A 20,136-nucleotide genomic window follows, 5' to 3' on the forward strand; every position below is an offset into this window, starting at 1 on the left:
CCCCTATCCCCACCCCCTAATTGCTACCTGACGGCGGCCCAGCAACCTCGCGCGAGGTTGCTGGGCCGCCGTCAGGTAGTTCTGGGAGCGGATAGAGTTGGGGGAATGAAGAAGCGCGCTCTCCTCGTCGGTGCTCTTGCCGCCCCTACGGCCGCCGGAATCTGGGGTGCGGTCATCGAACCGCACCTCTTCGCCATCCGCCGCCACACCCTGCCGATCCTGCCTGCCGGAGCCGAATCCATCCGGATCCTCCACGTCGCCGACCTGCACCTGGCGCCCTGGCAGAAGCACCGTGCCTGCTGGGTCAAAGCGCTCACCCGGCTCGAACCGGACGTCGTCGTCAACACCGGTGACAACCTCTCGGCCGATATCGTTCCCGACGTCCTCGCCGTCTTCTCCGGTCTGCTCGACACACCCGGTGTCTTCGTCCTGGGGTCAAATGACTTCTTCTCGCCGCAGGCGAAGAATCCCGCAAAATATCTGCGCTCGCCGTCCCAGGTCAAACACCGAGTGAACCCCGATCTCGACGTCAAGGCCCTCGTCCGCGGATTCGAAGAACCGACATCCCCGTCGGGCTCGACGGCCGGCGGTCAGGGATGGCATTTCCTCGACAACACCGAGGCGACCCTGACGATCAAGGGCACCCGGATCCACTTCTCCGGGCTCGGCGACGCCCATATCGACCGCGACCGGATCCGTTGGAGTGGGGGAGCGCCCGGCAAGGGCGTGCTTGAGCATCCGCGGTTCGATTCCGAGGCCGGCCTCAAAGTGGGCGTGACACACGCCCCGTATTCGCGGACCTTGGAGGCGTTCGCCTCGGCGGGGGCGGACCTCATCATGGCCGGACACACTCACGGGGGACAGATCCGCGTACCCTTCTGGGGTGCGCCGGTGACGAACTGCGACCTCGATCGGACACGCGCGCGCGGAGTCTTTCCGTACCGGAAGAGCCTCGTCGCCATCTCCGCCGGTCTCGGATTCTCACCGTACTCACCAGTGCGTTTCGCCTGCCGACCCGAAGTCAGCGTCTTGGAACTCGTCGCAATGGCCTAACCCGTTCAGCGGTTTCTGAAGATTTGCACAAGGCAAATTCGTTAAACTTGCTACCATGGTGTCTCCTGAGTCAAACGCCCCACTCACAAAAATGGGCGCGTTCATGCAGTTCGTGGCCGTCAGCGCAGTGGCGGGAATCGTCGCTGCCGGTCTGGCCATTCCCGGAGTCGGTGTCGCAACAGCCAGTGCGAACAGCGCTGTCGAGATCTTCGATTCACTCCCCGCGACCTTGGAGATCAAGGATCTCGGTGAGAAGTCGACGATGCTTGCCTCCGACGGGTCCGAGCTTGCGGAGTTCTACTGGCAGAACCGCCAGGAGGTCCCGCTGGATAAGATCTCGAAGGATATGCAGAATGCGACGATCGCCGTCGAGGACTACCGGTACTTCGAACACGGCGGCGTCGACATCGAGGGCATCGCTCGTGCAGCGGTGCACAATATGGTGTCCTCGACGACTCAGGGCGGATCGACGCTGACCCAGCAGTACGTGAAGAACGTGCTGGCAGAGAACGCGCATGCCGAGGAGGACTCCGAAGGTGTGGCTGCGGCGAAGGAGTCCGAGGGCACCGCCGGCTATGCGCGTAAGCTGCGCGAAGCCAAACTCGCTGTCGCGGTTGAGAAGAAATACGACAAGAAGGAAATCCTCAACCGCTACATGAACATCAACAACTACTCGGGATCCCCGAACGTCTACGGCGTCGAAGCCGCCGCCTACCGGTACTGGGGCATCCACGCGAAGGATCTCAACATCCAGCAGTCGGCGATGCTCGCCGGAATCGTTCAGAACCCCTCGGCGTTCAACCCGCAGCGGTTCCCCGACCAGGTGCTCAAGCGTCGCAACACCGTGCTCGGGCAGATGCTCAAGTACGACCACATCACGCAGAAGGAATACGACAAGGCGGTCAAGACCGACCTCGACCTCGACCTGCATGAGACTCCGAACGGCTGTTCGGCAGCCAAGAGCAAGGCAGAATTCTTCTGCAACTATGTTCAGAACGTCATCATGAATGATGACACCTTCGGCGACACGGCTGACGAACGCCTGGCCTTCCTCCAACGTGGCGGTCTGAAGATCAAGACGAGCCTCAATCCCGATATCCAGAAGATCGCGGACAAAGAGATCAAGAAGCGTGTCCCCGTCGGCGACCCCTCCGGCGCCGGACACGCTCTGGTGACGATCGAACCTGGAACCGGTGAAGTCATCGCTATGGCCGAGAACCGCGAATACACCGCGGGAGAGGTCAAGAAGAAGGACAAGAACAAGAAGACCTCGATCAACTACACCGTCGACAAGAAACACAACGGCGGCGGTGGCTTCCAGGTCGGTTCGACGTGGAAGCCTTTCGTCCTGACGGCATGGCTGAAGGAAGGCAAGAGCCTCAACACCACCGTCAATGCGACGAAGCGTAACTTCCCTGCCAGCTCCTGGAAGTACGAGGGCTGTCCGAATATGGGCGGAGACTGGGACCCGAACAACGCCGGCGACGGTGAAGGCAAGGGTTCGATGACCGCGCTGGAGGCGACGAAGAAGTCCGTCAACACGGGCTACGCGGCGATGGGCAACCAACTGAACATGTGTGACGTCATGGACACCGCGATGGACCTCGGCATCCGCTATGGCAGCGGAGAGGCGCTCGACTTCAAGGACAAGTCCGGCTTCATCCAAGCCCTGTCACCGTCGTCGATTCTCGGTACGACGGAGACCACGCCGATCGCCATGGCTGCGGCGTTCGCTACCTTCGCGAACGAAGGCGAATTCTGCGGACCGAAGCCGATCACCGAGATCAAGGACCGCAAGGGCGAGAAGCTCGACCTGCCTGGCGAAGGCTGCAAGCGAGTGCTCGACAAGGAAGTGGCCAAGGGCGTCGCCTACGCGCTGACTCAGACGTTCAACGGCGGTACGACGAGCTCGCTGAAGATCGGAGTGCCGGCAGGCGCCAAGACCGGTACGACGAACTTCGAGGTCGGTCACACCTGGCTGCTCGGGTTCACCAAGACGCTGTCGACTGCGGTCTGGACCGGTGATCCGGGGGGCACTCGCGACTGGCGTACCAACGGCGCCGGCGCCGTCAGAGGCCACATCTACGGTGCGACCATCTCCGGTAAGACCTGGCAGGCATACATGAGCCAAGCGGTCAGGGAAACCAAGGGCAATACCGGGTTCCCGAAGCCCAGCAGCAAGTACTTCTCCGGCGGCGGCTCCGGCGGTGGCGGCGGTTCGTCCACCGGCGGCCGCGGTGGAGGCGGCGGTGGCGGCACTGGCGGCGGTGGCGGTGGCGGAAGCCACGGCAACGGCGGTGGTGGCACCGGTGGCGGCGGCAACGGCGGCGGTGGAGGCGGCAACTCCGGAAACAACGGAGGCGGCGGAAACGGCGGCAGCGACGGCGGCGAGGCTCCTGGCCTCGGCGGCAACTGAGCCGATGAGATGCCGGTCGTGACCGGCCGCTAGAACCCGCCGGAGAACGTCCCGGTGAAGGCGGGGAGGACCAGGTCCTCCCCGCCTTCGCTGTCTGACTTTCGCAGGTGTCGCCGCAGCGAAACAGCTGTGACCGCCGCCCACGGAACACGGGTGCCCAGCGTGCCCAGTCTGGGCTAGTGTGGGGAACGGACCAGCGTCGTCGACCGCACCAGGAAAGCCTGGTCATACCGGATCACCCGGACTGCCTCGGCGCCGCACCAACAACTGAGGAGAACCATGACCAAGTGGGAATACGTCACCGTGCCGCTCATCGTCCACGCGACTAAGCAGATCCTCGACCAGTGGGGCGAGGACGGATACGAACTCGTGCAGGTCGTCCCGGGTCCCGACAACAACGGACTCGTGGCCTACCTCAAACGCCCCAAAGAGTGAGCTGAACCGGCCGGACCGTTGACACCCCACCCTCACCGAAAGAAGAACAATGTCGAAAACCCTTGAGCGCCTTTCCGAACTCGGCCTCGAACTGCCCGAGATCGCCACTCCAGCCGGCGCCTACGTCCCCGCCCTGCGCACCGGGAACTACGTCTATACCTCGGGCCAGCTGCCCGTCGTCGACGGCAAGCTGCCAGCGACCGGTCACCTGGGCACGGACGTCGACCTCGACACCGGCTACCAGCTTGCACGCACCGCCGGGCTCAACGCTCTGGCCGCCATCGCCGGAGTCATCGGCGATCTCGACAAGATCGTGCGCGTCGTCAAGGTCACCGGCTTCGTCAACTCCGCCGACGACTTCACCCAGCAGCCGGCCGTCATCAACGGCGTGTCCGAGCTCTATGGCGAGATCTTCGGCGACCGTGGGCAGCACGCCCGCAGCGCGGTCGGCGTGAACACCCTGCCTCTGGGCACCCCCGTCGAGGTCGAAGTCATCGTCGAGGTCTCAGGCGATGCCGCTTAGCGGACGCACTCTTCCCGTCTCGTCGGAGCTGCGGTGGCTGCTTGACCACTGGCAGTCCGACGGACGGTGGCCCGTCCCGGAGGCCCCGCGCCCCACCTCGGCGATCGTGCTGATCCGGGACTCCGCGGACGGGCTGGAACTCTTCATCACCCGGCAACTCGACGCCCGCGGCGTCGAAGACCGCAACCGGTGGGCATTTCCCACCAGCAGCCTGCGCCCGGGTGATGTGCGGAAGCTGCCTCTTGCCGGATGGAATTCTGCCCGGTGCGCCCGTGCGCTGAGCATCGAGAACAAATCCCGCGCCCTCCACCACTTCTCCGCGGCCGCCCGCATCACCTTCGCCGCCACCGGAATCCTGCTCGCCGAGGATGTCGACCGGGAGATCGTGGCCACACCGCAGACGGACTGGAACACCACCCGATCGAGGCTGTTCTCGAACGAAGTGTCCTGGTCACAGGTCCTACGCGACCGAGACCTGCGGTTGCGTCCCGACCTGTGCAAACCGTGGCTGCGCTGGATCAACACCCCCACCCAGCTGCACCGGTTCGACACCACCTACTTCATTGCCACCGTGCCCTTCGGCCAGGACGTCGACTTCCTGTCACCGAACGAGACCTCCGCCGGATGGAAACGCCCCGACCAGATCATCGCCGAGGTGGGAGGAGACCCTGACCGCATCGGCGCGGCCGCCCGCATCATCGTCGAGAGCCTCGCCGAGGTCCCGACCGTGGGCGCGGCCATGGCGCAGATCCGCAACGTCCACCCGCTGCGTCCGGAGATCGTCGATGACGACGGCGACTGGAAGGTCGTCATCCACACTGGCAAGGACCCCCACAGCAAGGGCAGCCTGCGCGACCGGGCCGTGGCCGTCGGCGAGACCGACAACGACCAGAGTCCCGGCTTCCTGACATTCAGCGGTGACGATGACGAAACGACAGACGAGGAGAACGACGACTCATGAGAATCCGTGCGAACAACCCCGGCCCGATGACCCTGACGGGTACGAACACCTACGTGCTCACCAGCCAGGATGACACGTCCGCGGTTGTCATCGATCCGGGCCCGGAGATGGCCGATCATCGTGAAGCCTTCCTCGCCGAGGTGGCCGACCGTGATCTGGCGGCGATCGTTCTCACCCACCAGCACGCCGACCATTCCGAGATGCTCGGAAGCATCGAGCAGTGGGCCCCCGAGGTTCCCGTCTATGCTGTGCTCGAGCGATTCGCCCGTCACACGGATCCGGTCAGCGACGGCGACGAGATTGCCTTCGGTGGCACTCCGGCCGACGTGCTGCGCGTCGTAGCCACCCCCGGACACACGAGCGACAGCATCAGCCTCATCCACTCGGGAGCCCTCTACAGCGGCGATACGATCCTGGGGGAGGGGACGACGATCGTCACCCACCCGGAAGGCTCCCTGGGCGACTATCTGAACTCCCTCGACCGATTGAAGGAGCTGCTCGACGCAGGGGAGTTTGCCATCATCGAGCCGGCCCACGGTGAGCGCATCGACGCCCCCGCCGAGGTGATCGACTACTACCGTTCCCACCGACTCGAACGCATCGAGCAGGTCAAAGCGGCATTGGAGCAGGGGGCGAAGACGGCCTCAGAGGTATGCGACATCGTCTATCACGACGTCGACTCCAGCGTGCGGACGGCGGCCGAGCAGATCGTCAAGGCTCAGCTGGCCTACCTCGACGCCTTGCCCGCCGCCGACGCCTGAGTCCCGTTGCTGACGCCGGAGCTGCAGGCGCCTTGAGCGCCCTGCGGCGGCGCCTGGTGCGCGACGTCTTCGCTCTAGCTGGATGACACACCACTCACGACTCGGATTCTGATCCAGTCATCGAGTTTGAACTCGATGACTGGATCAGAACCCGAGTACGAAGGCTCCCACACCTGACGCGACAGCCCCTGAGACGGCGAGCACTGGCCGCGTCGCACACCTGCCCCGGCCAGGACGAACGCCCCAGCCGAATCGGCTGGGGCGTTCGTGCGCTGTGGCGGTTTGGAAGCCGCGAGGAGGATCAGCGGGCGCGGTTGCGCATGCGGTCCATGTCGAGGATGACGACGGAGCGGGCCTCGAGACGGATGAAGCCGCGGGCGGCGAAGTCGGCTAGTGCCTTGTTCACGGTCTCACGAGAGGCACCGACGAGCTGAGCCAGCTCTTCCTGAGTGAGGTCGTGAGCGACGAGCACACCGTCGGGAGCCGGCTTCGAGAAACGGGCGGCGAGGTCGAGCAGAGCTTTGGCGACACGGCCGGGCACATCGGAGAAGACGAGGTCGCCGACGGTCTCGTTGGTGCGACGCAGACGCTGGGCGAGAGCCTTGAGCAGGTTCATCGCGGCCTGCGGGCGCTCGTGGAGCCAAGTGGTGAGGTCCTCGTGCTTGAGGCTGAGCAGCTCCGACTGGGAGACGGCGGTGACAGAGGTCGAACGTGGGCCCGGATCGAAGAGGCTGAGCTCACCGATGATCTCGCCGGGACCGACCACGGACAGCAGGTTCTCACGGCCGTCGGAGGACTCACGGCCGATCTTGAGCTTGCCCGAGGAGACGATGTAGAGCTCGTCACCGGCATCGCCCTCATGGAAGAGCACGGTTCCCCGACGGAGACTCCGCGGGTTCATGAACTTCATCAATGCACTGGTGGCTTCATCGTCCAGACCTGCGAAGAGCGTCGCGCCCCGCACCACTTCAATATCCACTGGTTCCTCCTTGTCGTGATAATCACACACAAATCTACCTGGTCATCTGCATCGATACCAGCAAAGACGCGGGAGTGTGGCCCATCAGTATGAAAACCTCTCCCGCACCGCCCAACACGACTCCCGTCCACACCATTCCCGCAGACGGCCATCTCAGGGCGCGCAGATCCGGCGCACGGACATGATTTGCGGGTGTGACCGGCATGACTGCGGAATGACAGGGCACGGATTAGGATGGTGAGTCGTGTTGACTGTGGCAGAGAAGAGCGCGCGGAAGTTCGCGAAGGAGACCCCGCTGGGCCGGACCCGCCGGGCGCGGAAGATCCATCGCATCCTCGCCGAGGTGTATCCGAACGCGAAGTGCGAACTCGACTTCGAGACTCCGTTCCAACTGCTCATCGCCACCGTCCTCTCTGCTCAGACCACCGATATCCGCGTCAACTCGGTCACCCCGGGCCTCTTCGCCGCTTTCCCCGACGCCCACGCCCTGGCCGTGGCCAATCTCATCGAGGTCGAGGAGCACATCCGCTCCACAGGGTTCTACCGGGCCAAGGCCCGCAACATCGTCAAGCTCGCGAACGAACTCGTCGATGAATACGACGGCGCGGTGCCGAATAAGCTGGACAAGCTCGTCAAGCTCGCCGGAGTCGGACGAAAGACCGCGAACGTCGTCCTCGGAAACGCCTTCGACACCCCCGGGCTGACCGTCGACACACATATGGGTCGGCTGGCCCGCCGCTTCGGCTGGACCGAGGAGACCGATCCGGTCAAAGCCGAACACGAGATCGCGGCGCTGTTCCCGAAGAAGGACCTCACCATGCTTTCGCATCGGGTGATCTTCCACGGCCGCCGCATCTGCCATTCCCGAAAACCCGCATGTGGAGCCTGCCCCCTGACCGCGCTGTGCCCATCGTTCGGGATCGGGGAACTCGACCCGGACAAGGCACGTGCCATGCTCCGGTTCGAAATGGCGCCCTTGGCCACTCCCGCCGCGGAGGCTGTCCCTGAGGACGGACAGTGAGCGCCCGAATCCCCGACCTTCCACCCGAATCGGCGACGATCGCCGATGGGGCCCTGCGCGGGCAGCTCGAAGGTCTCGCCGCCTCGCACGGGTCCCCACTGTGGCTGCGCCGACAGAAGGAAGCCGCCGAGCAGTCCGCCCGTGACGCCGCCGTGCTCATGCTCTTCGGGCGCGGGGGAGAGCCTCGCACCGAGGCGGGAGGAGCAGAAGCATCGCGCCTGGCCGAACTCGGCGTCGCCGATGTCGACATCGTTCTTCTCCAGCGGGCCGCGACCCTGCGCCATCATCCCGGACAGGTCGCCTTCCCCGGAGGCGGTCGTGACCCCGAAGACGATTCCATGGCGGCCGCCGCACTGCGTGAAGCGGAGGAAGAAGCCGGAATCTCCCCGGACACCGTCGAAGTGTTGGGAGAGATGGACCCGCTCTATATCCCCGTCTCGAAGTTCGAGGTCACTCCGGTGATCGGATATTGGCGTCAGCCGGGCCAAGTCCAGGTGATGGATCAGAGGGAGTCCTACTCCGTCTATCGGGTGGCCATCGCCGACCTCGTCGCCCCCGCCAACCGCGGAACCTTCGCCCGTCCCGATCTGAAGATCTCGACCCCGGCCTTCGACGTCGGAGTCCTCAAGGTGTGGGGCTTCACCGCCGGCATCCTCGACTTCGCCCTCGACCATCTCGGCTGGGCCGGCGATTGGGACAAGAAGGCTCCCATCGCCATCGACTTCTGAATTCGGACACTGCGGATTCCGGCGCCGGTCAGCGCTGCCCGGCCTTCGCTCTGAACAGCACCGCGGCCCACATCGCCGCCACAGCGAGGATGAGCAGACACCAGCCGACAGCGAGATAGCCGGAAGCGCCCATCTCGGTGCCGATGAGCAGTGCGCGCAGAGCGTCGATGATCGGGGTGATCGGCTGATTGTCGGCGAACACCTCCAACCACCTCGGCATGGTCTCGACCGGTACGAATGCGCTGGAGACGTGCGGGAGGAAGAGCAGGATGAAGCCGTACCCGTTGGCGGATTCGGTAGACTTCGCGGCGAGGCCGATAGCGGCGAAGAGATACGTGATCGCCAGAATGTAGAGAGCGACGAGTCCGACTGTCGCCAGCCATTCGCCCACTCCGGCGGAGGGACGGAATCCGATGGCGACGGCGACGAGGAGGACGATGGAAGTGGCGAACAGATTCCGTGCGAGACTCGCCGCCACGTGCCCGGTGATGACGGCAGACGCTCGCACCGGCATCGTCCGCAGTCGGTCGACGAACCCGGAGGTCATGTCCGAAGACCGACAGCGAGGTCGAGGCGGCACCGAATCCGGCGCAGGTGAGGATGATTCCGGGGACGACGTAGTCGACGTAGCCGCCGTCGGGATCGAGGGCGCCGCCGAAGACGAACGTGAACATGAGCATGAGCATCACCGGCAGAGCGACGGCCATGAGCAGCGATTCGACGTCGCGAACAGCGTGACGCAGGCTCCTGCCGATGAGGACGACCTCTGTGGAGAGCCCGGGAGGGCGTGTACGGGAGACCTCGCGGGGGAGGGCAGAGGCGGTGGTCGCTGATGTCGTCGGGGTATCGGTGATCGGGTGACTGTGTGACATTGGTTTGTCCTCTCTGGACGGTGTGGAGATCGGAGACGTGGGATCGGATATCGAGCGCTCAGTGAGGTGAGCCGGCCGCGGTGAAGGCGAGGAAGACGTCGTCGAGGCTGGGACTGTGCAGGGAAACCGAGGCCCGAGGCGATCGGGAAGTCCACGGTTCGAGCGCCGCGGCGAGGCCGGCGACAGTGCCGTCGGTGGCGATCTCATCCAGTTGAGTTCCGTCTGTTCTGCGGATCGACACGGTGTCCTCGCCGATGCGTGCCTTGAGTTCTGCCGGTGTGCCCAGACCCGCCATTCGGCCGCTGTCGAGCAGGCCGATCCGGTCGGCCAATGCATCGGCCTCGTCGAGGTACTGGGTGGTGAGGAACACCGTCGCGCCGCCTCGGGAGAGCTCGCTGACTTCGGTCCACAGCTCCTGCCGGGAGCGGGTGTCCAGCCCGGTGGTGGGTTCGTCGAGAATGAGCACCTCGACGGGGACGACGAGGCTGAGAGCCAGGTCGAGGCGGCGACGCATACCGCCGGAGAGCGCGGCGACCCGGGTGGACATGAAGGTTGTGAGGCTGAGCTTCTCGGCAAGGTCGCGGCTTCTCGCTTTCGCGGCACTCCGACTCAGCCCGGAGAGCCGACCGAGGAGGACGAGGTTCTCTTCGGTCGAGAGATGGGCATCGACGGCAGCTGACTGGCCGGTGACGGAGAATCGCCGCTTCGCCTCGGCGGGTGACTCATGCACATCGACGTCCATGACGCGAACTGATCCGGCATCAGGGCGGACGAGGGTGGTGAGGATACTGATGCACGTGGTTTTGCCTGCGCCGTTGGAGCCGAGAAGTGCGAAGACCTCGCCTCTGTGCACGTGGAAGTTGAGTCCGTCGAGGACGGTCTTCGTTCCGAAGCGCTTGCCCACCTTCCTCAGGAAGGCGATCGATGCGGGGGTCTTCGCCTCGGAATTCGATCCCTTCGACTTCGGGTTCGAACGAGGTTTAGACGGGGTGGAGGCCTTCATCGAGGCGATCGTGAACGCGCGGGCAGGTGCCGGGTCCGACGTGGCGAACGACGGCTCGAGCGCAGCGACCTCAGTCGACGCGCCCGATGATGCGACGGAGGCAGCGGCTCCAGAGCAGGCCGCGATCGCCGATGATGACCCTGCGGTAGCGGCCGATAAGAAGCTTCGAGAGGCGCAGAAAGCGGACCGGCAGGCGCAGAAGGTGCTGGCCGAGGCACGGAAACGGGAACGTCAGGTTCTGCGGGAAGCCAAGGAGCGAGTCGCGAAGCGACGCTGAGCGTGAATGCGAGAAGCGGCGCCGGACGAAATGTCCGGCGCCGCTTCTCGCATCTGCCGCGGTTCTCAGATTGGGAGAGGTGTCAGTACCTGGGTCCCGAGGGATTCTTCAATGCGCGCTTGACGGAGGCCACCAGCGACTTGGCCGAACCGATCGCGGTGCCCGGAACCGGATTGCCCTTCTTGAACAGCGGGAGGGCCACAAGGACGAGGATGATCGCAATGACGGCGAGGATGCCGAAGACGATGAGGAAGCTGCCCCACCATGGCCAGCCCAGACCCTCATGGAATGCTGCCGCACCGGCGAAGATCACCATGAACGAGGACAGGAAGAGCAGGAAGAGAGCGACGATGGCCAGTCCGGCCCCGATGCCCAGGTTCTTCGCACCGGCAGTGGCCTCGGCCTTGGCGAGGGCAATCTCTTCTTCGGCGATCGCTTTGGAATCGTCGCTGATGCCTTTGATCAGTTCGCTGATGGACCGTTCGGCCATGAGAGCTCCTAAATCGAGAACGAGGACAATCTAAATTAAGAGTAGTCTGAACGGGCTCTGCGGCCAAAGGCGAATCGGCGGGGAACCGGGAAAACCCGTCGGATCCGGACGACGGCCGTTATGCGGCAGGGTCGTCTGTCACCGACGGGTCATCAGATCTCGGCCTCAGAGCGAGAGGTTCAGGCTCCTGTGATGGACTTTTCGATCTGATCCATCACCGAAGCATCGGCGAGGGTCGACGTATTGCCGACCTCGCGGTTCTCGGCAACGTCCTTGAGCAGGCGACGCATGATCTTGCCCGAGCGGGTCTTGGGCAGGTCCGTGACGATGTGGACTTTCTTCGGCTTCGCGATGGGGCCGATGTCCTTGCCCACATGCTGACGCAGCTCCTCAGAGGTCTCGGGGGAGTCCTCGACGCCGTTGGAGACGATGACGAACGCGACGACGGCCTGACCGGAAGTGTCGTCGGCGGCGCCGACCACAGCCGCCTCGGCGACCTTGGGATGCGCGACGAGCGAGGACTCGATCTCCGCGGTGGACAGGCGGTGACCGGACACATTCATCACGTCGTCGACACGCCCGAGGAACCAGATGTCCCCGTCCTCATCACGGCGGGCGCCGTCGCCGGCGAAGTACGTGTCCTCGAACCGCGACCAGTAGGTCTCCTTGAAGCGCTCCGGGTCTTTCCAGATTCCGCGCAGCATCGACGGCCATGGGCGGCGGATGACGAGCAGCCCGCCTTCGGGACCGGCCGGATTCTCACCCGAATCATCGACAACATCGACGGAGATGCCGGGAATCGGACGCTGTGAGGAGCCTGGTTTGGTTGAGAGCACGCCGGGCAGAGGCGCGATCATGTGGGCCCCGGTCTCGGTCTGCCACCATGTGTCCACGATCGGGCAGCGCTCACCGCCGATGACGCGGTGGTACCAGCGCCAGGCTTCGGGGTTGATCGGTTCGCCGACGCTGCCGAGCAGGCGCAGACTGGACAGATCGTACTTCGCGGGGATCTCCTCGCCCCACTTCATGCAGGTGCGAATCGCCGTCGGAGCGGCGTAGAGGATCGTGGCTTTGTACTTCTCGATGATCTCCCACCAGCGACCCTGATGCGGGGTGTCCGGAGTGCCTTCGTAGATGATCTGAGTGGTGCCGGCGGCCAGTGGGCCGTAGGTGACATAGGAATGACCGGTGATCCAGCCGACGTCGGCGGTGCACCAGAAGACATCGGATTCGGGCTTGATGTCGAAGACGGCCTTCATCGAGTAGAGCACCTGAGTGAGGTAGCCGCCGGTGGTGTGGAGGATGCCCTTGGGCTTTCCTGTCGTACCGGAGGTGTAGAGGATGAACAGCGGGTGCTCCGAGTCGAAGAATTCGCACTCGTGTGTGTCGCTGGCCTGGCCGACGGAGTCCTCCCACCACTGGTCACGGCCTTCGACCCAGTCGACGTCCTGACCGGTGCGCTTGACGACGAGGACGTGCTCGACGGGAGTGTCGCCCTGGGCGATCGCTTCGTCGACGGCCGGCTTGAGGCTTGTGGGTTTGGCGCGCCGGTAGCTGCCGTCGGCGGTGATGACGACGCGGGCTTCGGCGTCGATGATGCGTGAGTGCAGAGCATCGGCGGAGAATCCGCCGAAGACGACGGAATGCGCCGCACCGAGGCGGGCACAGGCGAGCATCGAGATCACCGCTTCGGGGATCATCGGCAGATAGATGGCCACCCGGTCGCCGGTCTTCACGCCGAGGTCGGTCAGCGTGTTCGCCGCCTTCGACACCTCGGCGAGGAGTTCGGCATAGGTGAAGGTGCGGGAGTCGCCCGGTTCGCCTTCGAAGTTGATGGCCACCCGGTCGCCGTTGCCTGCGAGGACGTGACGGTCGAGGCAGTTATAGGCGACGTTGAGCTTTCCGCCGACGAACCACTTCGCGAACGGCGGGTTCGTCCAATCGAGGATCTCGCCGAAGTCTTCGTGCCAATCGACGAGCTCACGGGACTGTTCGGCCCAGAAGCCCAGGTAGTCCGCCTCGGCGCGTTCGTATTCATCGGCCTTGACATTGGCTGCGGCCGCGAATTGCTCAGGTGGGGCAAACGTCTCGGTCTGCTCGGCAGCGGTTTCGGTCATGCTTTCCTCCGACTTCCTTGGTGGATCGAAAATTCTAGTTGCACTGTATACCTGTGGTCGGGGGCTGGGGAGAGCAGTTTCACTCGATGAACGGGGAAATCGGGGGTAGCCACCGCGCATTTGTCGTGGTATGGCTCACATGATTTCGATGGTTGCGCGGCGATGGAAGGGCCGCCTCGGCGGGGGACTGAGGAGTTTTCGACGTGCCTGAGAATGAGCATATGAGTGCACAGGTGGCCTGTGTTCTGCAAGGATGGGGTCAGAGTCTGTCGGGATCCGTCCCGCGCGGACACGGAAACACTGTTAGCTTTTCCCCGAGATCGACTGGAGTCAGCGATGAGTTCGCCGCAGCATCCAACCGGGTCCGGGCCACAACCGTGGCAGGATCAGCCCCCGCAGTACCCGGGCCAGAACCCGCAGCGGCCTGGTGGTCAGCCGCCGGCCTATGGTTCGGGACCGGGACAGTTCGGTTCGGCTCCCGGGCCGGGCTATGGTTCCGTACCGGGACCCTACGGTTCGGCACCGGGACAGCCCGCCGCACAAGGACCCTATGATTCGGCCCCGGCCCAGTACGGTTCGGGACCTGGCCCGTACGGTTCTGCTCCCGGTCAGTACGGATCTGCGCCGGGACCCTATGGTTCGACTCCGGGACAGGGCCAGTTCGGTCAGGCGCCTGCGCCGAAGCAGAAGACCGGCCCGGGAATCCTCGGACCGCTGACTCTGCGCGATCTCTTCCTCCTGTTCGCCGGACTGCTCGCCTTCATCGCATTGTTCGTGCCTTACCGGGGTTACGATTACGGCCTCGGCAGTGAGACGACCACTCTGTGGCACTGGAATGTCGCCGATATGGGCGCGCTCGTATTCGGAGTGCTCACAATTCTGCTCATCGTGGCGGCCGTGCTCGTCAACAAGCTCGGCAACGGCCGACTGCGAGTCGGATCGCTCAGCCTCGACCAGTTCATCTCCGTGCTCTCGGCGATCGCTTTCACCTATGTGTTCGTCGACCTGCTCACCTCGGCGGTCTACTGGCATGTGGGTTCGTACCTGACGTTCTTCGCCGGCCTCATCGCATTCTTCGCCGGAGTATTCACGATGCTGCCGTTCTTCGCCAAGGAATTCGCCGGCCGCGAGGACATCGAAACCCATCCGAAGGCTCGCCCTGTCGCCAAGCACACCCAGCATCCGGCACCAGTGGCCAACGTGCCCGGTGCTGCCGGCCCGGGCACCGGTGCACCCGGATTCGCGCCGTACGGAGCGGCTCCGGCCGGTGCGGGACTGGCGCGGCCCGGTCAGCCGGATCAGTTCGGTCAGCCGGGCGGCCCGGGACAGTCCGGCCAGCCGACTCAGTTCGGTGCGTCCGGACAGCAGGACCGGTTCGGCGGACCAGGACAGTCGGGCCAGCCTGCACAGCAGGGTCAGCAGGACCAGTTCGGTCAGTCTGGTCAGTTCGGCGGTCCGGAACAGCAGAACCAGTTCGCCGCTCCCGACCAGCAGAACCAGCCCAGCCCCTACGCTCCGCTGGAAGAGCAGGACTCCGATCGTTCGGCCGGCTCCTTCGCCGCCCCCGCCGCTGCCGGCACCTCGGGCGCGGGCGCTGCGCCCGAATCCGCGGACGCGGCATTGGACCAGACATCTGCAGACGGACCAGTGCACAGCACCGGTGACGGACAGACCTACCTGGGTGGTCACGGTTCGGACGTCCCACAGCATTCGCAGAGCGAACCGACTCAGGCATTCGGCGTCGGAGCCGGTCAGTCGCAGACTGATGCGACCGGAGACCAGACCGCCGCTGCGGGAAGCCAAGCTGCTGAGTCGAGCAGCCAGCCTGCAGCGTCTGACGCCCAGTCCACGCAGTCAGACGACAAGTCACATTCGGGCGCCGCGGCCGCTGCCGCAGGTGCCGGAGTGATCGGTGCCGGTGCTGCCGGCGTCGCCGCCGCGCATTCGGATTCCGAACGTCGTCGTGGCCGCCACTCTGCTCCCGAAACGGAGTCCTACGCTGAATCGACGCTCGGTGCGGAACCGGCCGACACCGGGCCGGCGACTCAGAAAGACGAGACGAACGACGACACGTCCGCGGACCGGTCCACGGCCACCTCGGCGACGTCAGACGAGACCCCCGCGGTGGTGTCACCGGCCGAGAGCAGCGACCTGGTATCCAAGGTCAACGCCAAATCGTCGGATACGAACGTCGCCGGCGCGAACTCGGCTGCACAGTCCTCGACCGATGCCGATCAGACCTCGACAGGTAACGCATCGGAAGACGCGGCCTCGGCAGATGCGGCGTCGAACGATTCGCCATCGGATTCCCCGGCGTCGACCGAGGGAACCGAGGCGCATGGCCCGGACGACGACGAACAGGCGACCGCTGTGATGGAGCCGGCAGTCAGCTCGGAGCGGACCACCGCTCCCGAAAGCGAAGAGCCGACTCAGTACGTTCCCGTGGCCGACTACGCCAACCGGCCGGAGACCGATGCGGGGCAGAACCGGTCCGGTGATGCGCCGAACCACGGACGGAACGCCGATCAGGACAATGGTCAGGCCGAGAACCAGGACGGTGGACGCCCCATCATCCAGGCCTTCTGGTTCGCCGTTCCCGAACCGCGTGAAGCTGTGGACGAGACCACCGGAATGCCGGTGTTCACGATCTACCCCGGCGACTGGTACCTCAGTCTCGAAGACAACGGATCCTGGTTCAAGGTCCGCGACTCCGACGGCAGCACCACTGGCATTCTGCGCAATATCGAAGGAATCCAGCGCGGCTGATCCGACTGGAACCCACTCGCACGTCAACGCTGTGGACAGACCTCGGTCGAATCGGTGCCCACCAGCACCGCATGATGTGACCGGCTGGTCGGCCCACCACAGCTGACGTGGACGGAGGCCGCCGACTGCCGCTAGGGGCGCCTCCTGTGACTCAACCTCACAGGAGGCGCCCCCTCGTCGTTCCATCCACAGGGCAGCACTCCGGTCTGGCCGGTGACAGCCGGGCGGATACAAGCTCGATACATGCAGGTAGCCCTCATCACCGACCTCGGTGCGATCACCGAAGAATGCGCCCGAGTGGCCGAAAGCATCGGCATCTCGCTGACCGTCCTGCCTCCCGACTCCGGAGGCTGGCAGTCCGCGTCGCTCATCCTCCTCGGCGAAGACGTCCGCGAAGCCCCCGCCACCGACCGGGCAGACACGATCCTCGTCGTCCTCGACGATGACGAACCCTCCTCGACCTGGGCGAGGGCCGCTCACCTCGGCGTCGACCAGCTCGCCGTACTGCCTGCTGCTGCGGAATGGCTGAGCGGGCGGATGATCGCCGCTGTCGAACCGCCGACGGCACCCGGGACCACGGTCGGCGTCGTCGCCGGATGCGGGGGAGCCGGAGCCTCCGTGCTCGCCTGCGCACTCGCCCGTCGGGCCGGAGCCGATCACAGCACCGTCCTCGTCGACGCCGACCCGCTCGGCGGGGGACTCGACCTCGTTCTCGGTGCCGAACAGGCGCCCGGTCCCCGATGGACCGACCTCAGTGCCTCCCGCGGACAGCTGCGCCCCTCTACCTTGGCCGAAGCGCTGCCTCGCCACGACGGGCTCGCCCTTCTGTCCTGGGGGCGAGACGACACCGTCGACCTCGACCCGGACGTCTTCGACGACTTCCTCGCCGCGGCCGGCCAGGCCTTCGACCTCGTCATCGTCGATCTGCCCCGCCACGCCCCACCGCAGTGGACCCGGCGCTGCCATCATGTCCTCCTCGTCTCCCCGGCCCGGGTCAGATCAGCCGTCGCCTCCTCCCAAGTGGCCAAGCGACTCTCCCAAGCCCACCCGGATGTGCGACTCGTCGTCCGTGAAACCGGGGGCGGCGGTCTCGACGCCGACCTCCTCGCCGATTCCATCGGGCTGAGCCTGGCCGGAAGCATCCGCGACGATCGGGGCCTGTCCGCCGCCGTCGACCGCGGAGAGGGAATCCCAGGTGGTGCGCACCTCGGCCGGCTCGTCGACCGATTGCTGGGGGAGTGGGCGGAATGAGCGAATGGCTCGACGCCTCGCTCGTCGCCGATGTCCGCAAAACGCTGCTCGACAATCCGGTACCGGTGACCACGGCCGCCGTCGCCGAGGCGGTCCAGCGCACCGGACGCGTGCTCGGTTCCTCCGCCCTGCTCGAACTCGTCACCCGGCTGTCCGCGCAGCTGTCCGGGGCCGGACCCCTGCAGTCCGTGCTCGAGGTGCCCGGCACCACGGACGTGTTCGTCAACGGGCCGCGGGAGGTCTTCGCCGACACCGGTGACGGTCCCCAGCTGCTCGACCTGACCCTGGGATCCGAAGAAGACGTGCGGTCCTTGGCGGTGCGTTTGGCCGCCCTCGGCGGGCGCCGCCTCGACGATTCTTCACCCTATGTCGACGTTCGTCTGCCCGACGGGGTGCGGATGAACGCGATCGTCCCACCGATCTCCGGGGAGACGACGACGATCAGCTTCCGCGTACCCAAACGGGCCGGATTCCCCTATTCTCAGCTCTGCGCCGAAGGGTTCGTCCCCGATGAGATCAGCCCCCTCGTCGCCGAGGCGGTCACCTCACGGGCGAACATCCTCGTCTCCGGCGGAACGGGCACGGGAAAGACCGTCCTCCTCGGCGCTCTGCTGTCGCTGGTCGAACCGATCCAACGCATCGTCATCGTCGAGGACTCTCGCGAGCTCATCGTCACCCACCCGCACACCGTGCAGCTCGCCGCGCGTCAGGCCAACGTCGAAGGCGGCGGCGAAGTGACCCTGACCGACCTCGTGCGCAATGCACTGCGGATGCGACCTGATCGCCTCGTCGTCGGGGAATGCCGCGGTGCCGAGGTCCGGGACATGCTCACTGCCCTCAACACCGGGCACGAGGGTGGGTGTGCGACGATCCACGCGAACACCGCCGAGGCCGTGCCCAGCCGGGTGGCCGCGCTCGGTGCGCTGGCGCAGATGAGTCCGGACGCCGTGTATTCGCAGTTCTCCACCGCCATCGACCTGGTCATCCATCTGCGTCGCACGGGTTCCGAGCGGGGAGTCACTGAGCTGGCGATCCCGACGAGGACCGGACCCGAGGGAGTGGTGATGGAACCGGTGTGGGGTCGCCCCTCGCCGTCGACGGCCGGCACTGTCAATCGGCGTGCCCTGGCCCGGTTCGAAGCCGTGCTCGAACAGAAGTCCGCGCAATGATCGTCGTCACCGCCGTCCTCATCGCGGCCGGGATCATCCTCGCCGCGCCCCCGGACCCGGGCTTCAGGCTGCGCGAGCTCTTGCCCCGTGGCGAGGGCGGCGAATCGGTGCGGAAAGGGGTGCGGGCCTTCTTTCGCCGAGGCGGTCATACCGCCGATGATCAGGCCGAGCGTCTGTGGGCGATCGCCGCCGTGGAGAACTGCGCCCACCTGCTCAAGGTGGGGATGACCCCGCAGGCGGTGATGAGCACGCTGAGCCGCCGCAACGACGCCCTGACCCCGATCTCACGAGCCATCTCCCTGGGTGAGGAACCCGGGCGCGCCATCGCCACCCGCAGCTCCGGACTGTCGGAGACCGCCGCTCACGTGCTGTCGGGAATGGCCGCCGTGTGGACGGTGTCCGAACGCTCCGGAGCACCGGCAGCGGAGATGATCCTCAGGTATGCGGCAGCGCAGAGAGACGCCCTCGACGCCGAACGCGAACGCCGCATCGCCATGGCCGGGCCGAAGTCGACGGTGCGGGTGCTCAGCTGGCTGCCGCTCATCGGCGTCGGTCTCGGCCTGCTCATCGGCGTCCGCCCTCTGGAACTCATCAGCGGACTGCCGGGACAACTGAGCATCGGTGCCGGCCTCCTCCTGTACGGGGCCGGCCGGTGGTGGATGCGGACGATGATGCTCAGGGCACAGAGATGACCATGCTGATTGTGCTCATCGGTGTCTGCGTCGGACTCGGCGTGCTCCTGTGGTCCGGTCCGACCCGCGGGAGACTGCAGAGCCTCCTCGGCGAGGGCCGATCCGTTCCCACCGACACCGAGGCGGCTGATGGGGAGGCGGGAACGCCGGAGTCGGGGACGGCAGGAGCAGTGGCCGATGATCAGCTGGCGTTCGACCTCGACCTTGTGGCGATCTGCCTGACCTCCGGTCTGCCGATTCCCGTGGCGCTGACCCTGACCGCCGAGGCGACCGATGACCGGTCGGGCCTGCAGAGGATCGCCCGTGCGATGACGATCGGAGGGCGCAGGCTCGCCGACGACGATCGTCTGCTGCCGGTGCTCGAGGTCTTCGAGTTCTCCGAACACACCGGAGTCGGCCCGGCACCTCTCATCGAGTCAGTGGCCGAGGAGCTGCGGGCTTCGTCCCGTCGGCGTCGGCAGGAGGCTGCCGCCTCGCTGGGTGTGCAGCTGGTGCTGCCCTTGGGCGTGTGCATTCTGCCGGCGTTCCTGCTGCTGTCTGTCGTTCCGGTCGTCATCTCACTGCTGACCGACCTCACGACCGCGTTCTTCTGAAGTGGTGACCTAATTTTCAGACTCGACCG

General features: G+C 65.5%; 20 protein-coding genes. 15 read left to right on the forward strand and 5 right to left on the reverse strand.

The window, feature by feature from the left end; genetic code table 11:
* Nucleotides 1–105: 105 nt before the first annotated feature.
* The 6 genes from D3I60_RS05860 (at nucleotide 106) to D3I60_RS05885 (ending at nucleotide 6,149) form a co-directional block, all read left to right on the forward strand.
* Complete coding sequence (locus D3I60_RS05860) at nucleotides 106–1,053, forward strand: metallophosphoesterase (RefSeq protein WP_262775211.1); 948 nt, start codon at nucleotides 106–108, stop codon at nucleotides 1,051–1,053.
* Nucleotides 1,054–1,108: 55 nt separating this feature from the next.
* On the forward strand, nucleotides 1,109–3,469 hold the full coding sequence (locus D3I60_RS05865) for a transglycosylase domain-containing protein (RefSeq protein WP_262775212.1): 2,361 nt from the start codon (nucleotides 1,109–1,111) through the stop codon (nucleotides 3,467–3,469).
* A gap of 279 nt (nucleotides 3,470–3,748) precedes the next feature.
* Entirely contained in the window at nucleotides 3,749–3,904 is a 156-nt protein-coding gene (locus tag D3I60_RS05870) for a hypothetical protein (RefSeq protein WP_009883339.1), read from the forward strand.
* A gap of 49 nt (nucleotides 3,905–3,953) precedes the next feature.
* A complete protein-coding gene (locus tag D3I60_RS05875; RefSeq protein WP_101545695.1) occupies nucleotides 3,954–4,427 on the forward strand; it encodes a RidA family protein in 474 nt (157 codons plus the stop codon).
* Nucleotides 4,417–5,388 carry a hypothetical protein gene (locus tag D3I60_RS05880; RefSeq protein WP_262775213.1) on the forward strand — a complete coding sequence of 324 codons (972 nt, stop codon included), beginning with the start codon at nucleotides 4,417–4,419 and terminating at the stop codon, nucleotides 5,386–5,388. Before D3I60_RS05875 ends, D3I60_RS05880 begins: the two co-directional genes overlap by 11 nt.
* A complete protein-coding gene (locus D3I60_RS05885; protein ID WP_262775214.1) occupies nucleotides 5,385–6,149 on the forward strand; it encodes an MBL fold metallo-hydrolase in 765 nt (254 codons plus the stop codon). The genes D3I60_RS05880 and D3I60_RS05885 overlap by 4 nt, the downstream gene beginning before the upstream one ends.
* Before the next feature lie 301 nt (nucleotides 6,150–6,450).
* Here the strand turns inward: D3I60_RS05885 and D3I60_RS05890 are convergent, their stop codons facing one another.
* On the reverse strand, nucleotides 6,451–7,128 hold the full coding sequence (locus D3I60_RS05890; protein ID WP_181274653.1) for a Crp/Fnr family transcriptional regulator: 678 nt from the start codon (nucleotides 7,126–7,128) through the stop codon (nucleotides 6,451–6,453).
* 244 nt (nucleotides 7,129–7,372) lie between these two features.
* Between D3I60_RS05890 and nth the strand changes: the two genes are divergently transcribed.
* Complete coding sequence (gene nth / locus D3I60_RS05895; protein WP_440588564.1) at nucleotides 7,373–8,149, forward strand: endonuclease III; 777 nt, start codon at nucleotides 7,373–7,375, stop codon at nucleotides 8,147–8,149.
* Complete coding sequence (locus D3I60_RS05900) at nucleotides 8,146–8,877, forward strand: NUDIX hydrolase (protein WP_262775215.1); 732 nt, start codon at nucleotides 8,146–8,148, stop codon at nucleotides 8,875–8,877. Before nth ends, D3I60_RS05900 begins: the two co-directional genes overlap by 4 nt.
* Before the next feature lie 28 nt (nucleotides 8,878–8,905).
* Here D3I60_RS05900 and D3I60_RS05905 read toward each other — a convergent pair whose 3' ends face one another.
* Nucleotides 8,906–9,424, reverse strand: coding sequence for an ABC transporter permease (locus tag D3I60_RS05905; RefSeq protein WP_262775216.1), 519 nt, complete (start codon nucleotides 9,422–9,424; stop codon nucleotides 8,906–8,908).
* Here D3I60_RS05905 and D3I60_RS05910 point away from each other — a divergent pair.
* The gene (locus tag D3I60_RS05910) at nucleotides 9,423–9,710 is read left to right on the forward strand and encodes a hypothetical protein (RefSeq protein WP_262775217.1); all 288 of its coding nucleotides are present in this window, start codon (nucleotides 9,423–9,425) and stop codon (nucleotides 9,708–9,710) included. The genes D3I60_RS05905 and D3I60_RS05910 overlap by 2 nt on opposite strands.
* Before the next feature lie 97 nt (nucleotides 9,711–9,807).
* Here the strand turns inward: D3I60_RS05910 and D3I60_RS05915 are convergent, their stop codons facing one another.
* Complete coding sequence (locus D3I60_RS05915; RefSeq protein ID WP_262775218.1) at nucleotides 9,808–10,752, reverse strand: ATP-binding cassette domain-containing protein; 945 nt, start codon at nucleotides 10,750–10,752, stop codon at nucleotides 9,808–9,810.
* Between D3I60_RS05915 and D3I60_RS05920 the strand changes: the two genes are divergently transcribed.
* Entirely contained in the window at nucleotides 10,739–11,029 is a 291-nt protein-coding gene (locus tag D3I60_RS05920; protein ID WP_262775219.1) for a hypothetical protein, read from the forward strand. The two genes, D3I60_RS05915 and D3I60_RS05920, sit on opposite strands and share 14 nt — an antisense overlap.
* 82 nt (nucleotides 11,030–11,111) lie before the next feature.
* Here the strand turns inward: D3I60_RS05920 and D3I60_RS05925 are convergent, their stop codons facing one another.
* Both D3I60_RS05925 and acs read right to left on the reverse strand, forming a co-directional pair.
* On the reverse strand, nucleotides 11,112–11,519 hold the full coding sequence (locus tag D3I60_RS05925) for a phage holin family protein (protein WP_262775220.1): 408 nt from the start codon (nucleotides 11,517–11,519) through the stop codon (nucleotides 11,112–11,114).
* Nucleotides 11,520–11,698: 179 nt separating this feature from the next.
* The gene (gene acs / locus D3I60_RS05930; RefSeq protein ID WP_262775221.1) at nucleotides 11,699–13,636 is read right to left on the reverse strand and encodes an acetate--CoA ligase; all 1,938 of its coding nucleotides are present in this window, start codon (nucleotides 13,634–13,636) and stop codon (nucleotides 11,699–11,701) included.
* A 336-nt stretch (nucleotides 13,637–13,972) separates the two neighbouring features.
* On the opposite strand from acs, the gene D3I60_RS05935 reads away from it, so the two are divergent.
* From D3I60_RS05935 to D3I60_RS05955, 5 genes are all read left to right on the forward strand, one after another.
* The gene (locus D3I60_RS05935; protein ID WP_262775222.1) at nucleotides 13,973–16,402 is read left to right on the forward strand and encodes a hypothetical protein; all 2,430 of its coding nucleotides are present in this window, start codon (nucleotides 13,973–13,975) and stop codon (nucleotides 16,400–16,402) included.
* A 243-nt stretch (nucleotides 16,403–16,645) separates the two neighbouring features.
* Complete coding sequence (gene ssd, locus D3I60_RS05940) at nucleotides 16,646–17,653, forward strand: septum site-determining protein Ssd (RefSeq protein ID WP_262775223.1); 1,008 nt, start codon at nucleotides 16,646–16,648, stop codon at nucleotides 17,651–17,653.
* The gene (locus tag D3I60_RS05945; RefSeq protein ID WP_262775224.1) at nucleotides 17,650–18,822 is read left to right on the forward strand and encodes a TadA family conjugal transfer-associated ATPase; all 1,173 of its coding nucleotides are present in this window, start codon (nucleotides 17,650–17,652) and stop codon (nucleotides 18,820–18,822) included. The genes ssd and D3I60_RS05945 overlap by 4 nt, the downstream gene beginning before the upstream one ends.
* Nucleotides 18,819–19,514, forward strand: a complete 696-nt coding sequence (locus D3I60_RS05950) for a type II secretion system F family protein (protein WP_262775225.1) — start codon at nucleotides 18,819–18,821, stop codon at nucleotides 19,512–19,514. Before D3I60_RS05945 ends, D3I60_RS05950 begins: the two co-directional genes overlap by 4 nt.
* Nucleotides 19,511–20,107 carry a type II secretion system F family protein gene (locus D3I60_RS05955; RefSeq protein ID WP_262775226.1) on the forward strand — a complete coding sequence of 199 codons (597 nt, stop codon included), beginning with the start codon at nucleotides 19,511–19,513 and terminating at the stop codon, nucleotides 20,105–20,107. Before D3I60_RS05950 ends, D3I60_RS05955 begins: the two co-directional genes overlap by 4 nt.
* Nucleotides 20,108–20,136 lie beyond the last annotated feature (29 nt).

The sequence above is a fragment of the Brevibacterium permense genome (assembly GCF_025506275.1).
In the GTDB taxonomy this organism is placed as follows: Bacteria; Actinomycetota; Actinomycetes; order Actinomycetales; family Brevibacteriaceae; genus Brevibacterium; species Brevibacterium permense_A.

Bases quoted from the DNA above. Each gene is read 5' to 3' on its own strand.
- D3I60_RS05860 (WP_262775211.1), top strand. From the start codon at position 106: ATGAAGAAGCGCGCTCTCCTCGTCGGTGCTCTTGCCGCCCCTACGGCC.
- D3I60_RS05865 (WP_262775212.1), top strand. From the start codon at position 1,109: ATGGTGTCTCCTGAGTCAAACGCCCCACTCACAAAAATGGGCGCGTTC.
- D3I60_RS05870 (WP_009883339.1), top strand. From the start codon at position 3,749: ATGACCAAGTGGGAATACGTCACCGTGCCGCTCATCGTCCACGCGACT.
- D3I60_RS05875 (WP_101545695.1), top strand. From the start codon at position 3,954: ATGTCGAAAACCCTTGAGCGCCTTTCCGAACTCGGCCTCGAACTGCCC.
- D3I60_RS05880 (WP_262775213.1), top strand. From the start codon at position 4,417: ATGCCGCTTAGCGGACGCACTCTTCCCGTCTCGTCGGAGCTGCGGTGG.
- D3I60_RS05885 (WP_262775214.1), top strand. From the start codon at position 5,385: ATGAGAATCCGTGCGAACAACCCCGGCCCGATGACCCTGACGGGTACG.
- D3I60_RS05910 (WP_262775217.1), top strand. From the start codon at position 9,423: ATGTCCGAAGACCGACAGCGAGGTCGAGGCGGCACCGAATCCGGCGCA.
- D3I60_RS05905 (WP_262775216.1), bottom strand. From the start codon at position 9,424: ATGACCTCCGGGTTCGTCGACCGACTGCGGACGATGCCGGTGCGAGCG.
- D3I60_RS05915 (WP_262775218.1), bottom strand. From the start codon at position 10,752: ATGAAGGCCTCCACCCCGTCTAAACCTCGTTCGAACCCGAAGTCGAAG.
- D3I60_RS05925 (WP_262775220.1), bottom strand. From the start codon at position 11,519: ATGGCCGAACGGTCCATCAGCGAACTGATCAAAGGCATCAGCGACGAT.
- acs (WP_262775221.1), bottom strand. From the start codon at position 13,636: ATGACCGAAACCGCTGCCGAGCAGACCGAGACGTTTGCCCCACCTGAG.
- D3I60_RS05935 (WP_262775222.1), top strand. From the start codon at position 13,973: ATGAGTTCGCCGCAGCATCCAACCGGGTCCGGGCCACAACCGTGGCAG.
- ssd (WP_262775223.1), top strand. From the start codon at position 16,646: ATGCAGGTAGCCCTCATCACCGACCTCGGTGCGATCACCGAAGAATGC.
- D3I60_RS05945 (WP_262775224.1), top strand. From the start codon at position 17,650: ATGAGCGAATGGCTCGACGCCTCGCTCGTCGCCGATGTCCGCAAAACG.
- D3I60_RS05950 (WP_262775225.1), top strand. From the start codon at position 18,819: ATGATCGTCGTCACCGCCGTCCTCATCGCGGCCGGGATCATCCTCGCC.
- D3I60_RS05955 (WP_262775226.1), top strand. From the start codon at position 19,511: ATGACCATGCTGATTGTGCTCATCGGTGTCTGCGTCGGACTCGGCGTG.